A 4,145-nucleotide genomic window follows, 5' to 3' on the forward strand; every position below is an offset into this window, starting at 1 on the left:
CTTGCATGTGTTAAGCACGCCGCCAGCGTTCGTCCTGAGCCAGGATCAAACTCTCCATAAGAAAATCAATCCCAACAAAGAAACTGCTGACAATAAAGTCACAGAATCATTCATTGACAAGTCACATCMACAKMACAACCAACCCCGAAGAGCCAGCCGATCCGCCAATGCATACACAAACGTCACAATCGAATCTATGCATGACACACTGTTGAGTTCTCAAACATCACACGCTGCGAGGTTTCCCGTTGCCGGTTCTTCCTCGTGCTGATGTGCGCCCCGAAGGTTAGTCCTTCGTCCTGGTCTGTACCAAACCCGCAAGGCTTGCTTTTCTGACCGGGGCTCCGAGCTGGTTCTCGGGGCTGGTGGTCGCGGAGCCGGAAGCCCTCCGGCTGACCGCCGTCTTGCTTCCCGCCGCTCTCGGCGACGAAGAGAACATTACGCACTCCCCAGCAGAAGCACAAATCGAAACGACGTGACCCGGGCCACACGCCTCCAGAGGGCTCTCCGGGCGCCCCTCCAGAGCCGCTGCCGGGCGCCTGGGAAGCCCCGGCTCCACGCCTGAAAAGCACGCCAGGGAGGCCCGTGGACGGGCCTCCCTGGCGGGGTGTTCGTTGCGGCTGTCAGCGCACGCGCACGCCTGCGAACCGCTTCTTGCCGCGGCGCAGCACCAGCCACGACGAGTCGATGAGGTCGCTCGCCGCGGGCACGTGCTCGGGGTCGTCGACGCGCACGTTGTTGACGTAGGCGCCGCCCTCGGCGACGGTGCGCCGCGCCTCCCCCTTGGACTTGGCGAGGCCGGTGAGGGTCAGCAGCTCGACCACGTCGGGGATCCCGGCACCCGCGTCGAGGTCGACGGAGCCGGCCTCGGCGAGGGCGGCCTCGAGGGTCGCGGCGGAGAGGCTGGTGATGTCGCCGGTGCCGAACAGGGCCTGCGCGGCCGCCTTGGCATTCTCCGTCTCCTCCGCGCCGTGCACCAACGTGGTCACCTCGTCGGCCAGCACCTTCTGCGCCTCGCGCAGGAAGGGCTTCTCCGCGTGCCGCGCCTCCAGGTCCGCGATCTCCTCGCGGGAGAGGAACGTGAAGACGCGCAGCAGCTCGCCCACCTTCTCGTCCTCGACGTTGAGCCAGAACTGGTGGAAGGCGTACGGCGCGAGGAGGTCCGGGTCCAGCCAGAGCGCGCCGCCCTCGGTCTTGCCGTACTTCGTGCCGTCCGCCTTGGTGATGAGCGGCGTCGCGAAGGCGTGGGCGTGCCCGCCATCGGCGCGACGGATCAGGTCCACACCACCGGTGAGGTTTCCCCACTGGTCGGACCCGCCGAACTGCAGCGTCACGCCGCGCTCGCGGTAGAGGGTCAGGAAGTCCATCGACTGCAGCAGGACGTAGGAGAACTCGGTGTAGCTGATGCCCGACTCGAGGCGGCGCTTCACGGTCTCGCGCGCGAGCATCCGGTTGACCGGGAAGTGCTTGCCGATGTCGCGCAGGAATTCGATGACCGACAGTCCCTGCGTCCAGTCGTGGTTGTTGACCATCGTCGCGGCGTTGTCGCCCTCGAAGGACAGGAAGGGCTCGATCTGCGCCCGCACCCGTGCGGTCCACTCCTGGACGGTCTCGGACGAGTTCAGCGTGCGCTCCCCGCTGTCACGCGGGTCGCCGATCATGCCGGTCGCCCCACCGACGAGCGCGAACGGCGTGTGGCCGGCGCGCTGGAGCCGCATCGCGGTGAGGATCTGGACGAGGTTGCCCATGTGCAGGCTGGGCGCCGTCGGGTCGAAGCCGACATAGAACCGGACGCTGCCCTCGGCCAGCGCTGCGCGCAGCGCGTCGCGATCGGTGGACTCGGCCAGCAGGCCGCGCCACTCGAGGTCGTCGAGGAGGGTCGGGTCGACGGACACGTCGTACTTCTTTCCGTTGAGGGCCGTGGACGCAGGCGTCCAGCTTGACCATCTAAGGGTGCCGCATCCGACGAGGACCTCTCCAATGGGTTCACGGGCGTGGGCGCGGGTACCGTGCAAGGACCATGAGCACGCGACGGGTGGCAGACCGGTATGCGCTGCGGCGAGCCGTCGGGCACGGTGCCAGCGGCGCGGTCTGGCTGGCCCACGACGAGCTGCTCGGCCGCCCGGTGGCGGTCAAGCGCACCGGCCCCGGTCCCGGGTACGACGGCCACACTGCCCAGGTCGAGCGGGAAGCGCGCCTCGCGGCGCAGCTCGGCCACCCCAACGTCGTCGCGGTCTACGACCTCGCGATCGACGAGGAGGGTGCCTGGCTCGTCATGGAGTACGTCGACGGCCCGCCGCTCTCGACGGTGGTCCGCGAGGCCGGGCCGCTCAGCCCGGACGAGGCCGCGCGGCTGGTCGCCCCCGTGGCGGACGCGCTCGCGCACGCCCACGAGCTCGGGATCGTCCACCGCGACGTGAAGCCGTCGAACATCCTCTCGCCGGGCGACGGTGGCGCGAAGCTCTCCGACTTCGGCATCGCGCGCGGCGCCGACGACGCGACGCTGACGGCCACCGGGATGGTCACCGGCTCCCCCGCCTACCTCGCGCCGGAGGTCGCGCGCGGTGGGCAGGCGACGCCGGCCAGCGACGTGTGGGCGCTCGGCGCGACGCTCGTTCACCTGCTGACCGGCCGGCCGCCGTACCACCGCGACGGGATGGACAACGGCCCGTTCGCCGTCGTGCACCGCATCGTCACCGAGGACCCGCCGGTCGTCCCCGATGCCGACTGGCTCGCMCCCCTCATCGCCGACACCATGCAGCACGACCCGGAGGCCCGGCCGTCGATGCGCGACGTCCGCGACCGCCTGGAGCGCACCGGCCGGGCCGCTGCGGAGCAGACGATGGCCCTGCCGCCGGTGCCCCCGCCTCCCCCGCCGCCTCCTGCGTACCCGCCCCCGGGCTACGCACCCGCCCCGCTGCCCGAGCAGCGCCGGCACCGCAGCCGCGTCGCCACGACCATCGCGGCCGGCTCCGCCGCCGCGGTCGCCGCGATCGCGGTGCTGGCACTCCAGGGCGGCGGCGACAGCGATCCGCCGGCGTCCGCGACGACGACCACGACCGAGGGGGTGGCCCAGTCCGAGAGCAGCGGACCGACGGAGCAGCCCGCGCCGACGGCGGAGCAGCTGGAGGAGTTCGCCCGCAGCTACGTCCGCACCGCCGACACCGACCCCTCGGCCGGGTTGCGGATGCTGACACCGGCCTACCGCAAGGCCAGCCCGGACTACGCCGACTTCTGGGGACCGATGCGCAACCCGCGGATCCTGAGGATCAGCGCGGACCCGGCGGCGATGACGGTGACCTACACCTACCGCTACCAGCTGCCGCGCGAGGGCAGTCGGACCGAAGAGGTGACCCTCGTGCTCGAGGAGCACGACGGCGACCTGCTGATCGCCGGCGCCGAGTAGCGAACCCTTGCCGAGACGTCCCGGCGAGCGGCCCCGCCTTGGGTAGCCTCGGCGAGGTGAGCGAGCACGACGCCCGGTTGGCGGACCGGGTGCGCACGCGCGGCGTCCTCGGGCCGGACGACGCCGCGCGCCTCCTGCTGCCCGTCGCCGACGACCTGGCCCGGTTGCACCGGTCCGGCCGGGCGCACGGGGCACTCTCCCCCGACGCGGTCCGCGTGGACGCGCACGGCAGCGCCCACCTGGCCGACCGCGCCGACGTGGTGCCGGACCCGACGTACACGCCGCCGGACCCGACGGCGGGGTTCCGGCCCCACCCCGCTGCCGACGACGTGTGGGCCTTTGCCGCGGTGCTGCGCTTCGTGACCACCGGGGCGGCCCCGGGCACCGGTGCAACGGTCGCGGGCATCGTCCGCGACGCCGGCTGGCTGGCCCCGGTCACGGAGCTGGCGATGGCGGCCGACCCACGGGAGCGCCCGTCCATGGGGGACGTGGCGGACTACCTGCGCGCCCGGGTCGCGCCCCCGGCGGCCGCTGCGCCCGAGGGCCGAGCCCGCGGTGGCCCCCTCCTGGTCGCCGGCGTGGTCGTCGCGGCCCTCGCGCTGGTCGGGGCGCTGCTGCTCGTCGTCGGGTCGGGCGGCGACGAGCTCCCGCAGCGCTGACGCCCGCGACGAAGAAACCACGAGCCCGCCACCGGACGCGGGACCCACCGAGGAGCCCGTCACCGCCGAGGAGCTCGAGG

At 71.8% G+C, this 4,145-nt stretch carries 3 protein-coding genes and 1 rRNA gene; 2 read left to right on the forward strand and 2 right to left on the reverse strand.

What is annotated here, in order from left to right; translation table 11 throughout:
* Positions 1 to 61: ribosomal RNA gene (locus L615_RS13770) — 16S ribosomal RNA — on the reverse strand; the annotation flags it as partial.
* Positions 62 to 623: 562 nt separating this feature from the next.
* A complete protein-coding gene (gene tyrS, locus L615_RS13775) occupies positions 624 to 1,895 on the reverse strand; it encodes a tyrosine--tRNA ligase (protein WP_145725431.1) in 1,272 nt (423 codons plus the stop codon).
* Positions 1,896 to 2,020: 125 nt separating this feature from the next.
* Between tyrS and L615_RS13780 the strand changes: the two genes are divergently transcribed.
* Both L615_RS13780 and L615_RS13785 read left to right on the forward strand, forming a co-directional pair.
* Complete coding sequence (locus tag L615_RS13780; protein ID WP_145725432.1) at positions 2,021 to 3,406, forward strand: serine/threonine-protein kinase; 1,386 nt, start codon at positions 2,021 to 2,023, stop codon at positions 3,404 to 3,406.
* A 56-nt stretch (positions 3,407 to 3,462) separates the two neighbouring features.
* Positions 3,463 to 4,065, forward strand: a complete 603-nt coding sequence (locus L615_RS13785; protein WP_145725433.1) for a hypothetical protein — start codon at positions 3,463 to 3,465, stop codon at positions 4,063 to 4,065.
* The last annotated feature ends 80 nt before the right edge of the window (positions 4,066 to 4,145 follow it).

The sequence above is a fragment of the Nocardioides sp. J9 genome, assembly GCF_007829375.1.
Lineage (GTDB): Bacteria > Actinomycetota > Actinomycetes > Propionibacteriales > Nocardioidaceae > Nocardioides.